This is a genomic window from Mesopusillimonas faecipullorum (genome assembly GCF_020539505.1).
Classification (GTDB): Bacteria; Pseudomonadota; Gammaproteobacteria; order Burkholderiales; family Burkholderiaceae_B; genus Mesopusillimonas; species Mesopusillimonas faecipullorum.
In genome coordinates this window covers 1-1,398 of the sequence record NZ_JACDXW010000022.1, presented here as the reverse complement: position 1 = coordinate 1,398, position 1,398 = coordinate 1, and the positions used below count along the sequence as shown (strand labels likewise).

General features: G+C 49.9%; 2 tRNA genes and 2 rRNA genes. All 4 read right to left on the bottom strand.

Features of this window, described 5'->3' with window-relative positions:
* Positions 1–476, bottom strand: a 23S ribosomal RNA gene (locus H0484_RS15015); the annotation flags it as partial.
* Positions 477–900: 424 nt separating this feature from the next.
* Positions 901–976: transfer RNA gene (locus H0484_RS15010), tRNA-Ala, on the bottom strand.
* 42 nt (positions 977–1,018) lie between these two features.
* Positions 1,019–1,095: transfer RNA gene (locus tag H0484_RS15005), tRNA-Ile, on the bottom strand.
* An 84-nt stretch (positions 1,096–1,179) separates the two neighbouring features.
* Positions 1,180–1,398: ribosomal RNA gene (locus H0484_RS15000) — 16S ribosomal RNA — on the bottom strand; the annotation flags it as partial.

Genomic DNA, 1,398 nt, shown 5'->3' with positions numbered 1-1,398 from the left:
TCGCCTTTCCCTCACGGTACTGGTTCACTATCGGTCGATCACGAGTATTTAGCCTTGGAGGATGGTCCCCCCATATTCAGACAGGATTTCACGTGTCCCGCCCTACTTATCTGACGCCTAGTCCCACGCTCTTGATTTCATCTACAGGGCTATCACCTGCTATGGCCAGACTTTCCAGACTGTTCGATTATCAAAAGCGCTAACTCGTCAAGGCTGTTCCAGTTTCGCTCGCCGCTACTACCGGAATCTCGGTTGATTTCTTTTCCTCGAGCTACTGAGATGTTTCAGTTCACCCGGTTCGCCTCCACACGCCTATGTATTCAGCGTGGGATACTGCTTACGCAGTGGGTTTCCCCATTCGGACATCTGCGGATCAAAGCTTGTTTGCCAGCTCCCCGCAGCTTTTCGCAGGCTACAACGTCCTTCATCGCCTGTGATCGCCAAGGCATCCACCATATGCACTTATTCGCTTGATCCTATAACTTTACAGGTTATAGAAAACTTGAGTTTTGCGTGTTTGTGCCGTTCATCTTGTTCCAGTCGCAGATACCAGCCTAAGCCAATACCTGTTTTCTTTGAGAACTACTTGAACTTGTGTTTTGCAATCACAACCCGTAGTCACTACTTATCAACCAACCCAGAAGGGCTTGGTTAAGTCTGTAGCACTACTACTTTGTTGTGCTTTTATTCCAATTTTTTAAAGAACAGATCGTGTACTAGATAAACCCATCAGGTCAACCCAGCACACCATATTGATCGGTAAGATCAACGAACAACACCGAGCAATCATTCACGACTGCGATGCTCTTCGTTACTCTCACCTTCCTGACAACCGATAACCAGTAAACCGCTACCGCTTACACCCATAACCCACAGATTCACTCACAAAACAGTGAGTAGTGGTGGAGGATGACGGGATCGAACCGACGACCCCCTGCTTGCAAAGCAGGTGCTCTCCCAGCTGAGCTAATCCCCCAAAAATGTCACATCGCCTACTGCCATGTGCCACCTTAAACCGTGGTGGGTCAAGCTGGAATCGAACCAGCGACCCCCGCCTTATCAAGACGGTGCTCTAACCGACTGAGCTACTGACCCATGCTGATCAACAGCGGTGATTGTCAGGACTTCAACAACAACCGATAAATGTGGACGCTTTCGCTTTGTGTCGCACTTTTTCTTAAAGGAGGTGATCCAGCCGCACCTTCCGATACGGCTACCTTGTTACGACTTCACCCCAGTCATGAATCCCACCGTGGTAAGCGCCCTCCTTGCGGTTAGGCTACCTACTTCTGGTGAAACCCACTCCCATGGTGTGACGGGCGGTGTGTACAAGACCCGGGAACGTATTCACCGCGGCATTCTGATCCGCGATTACTAGCGATTCCGACTTCATGCAGG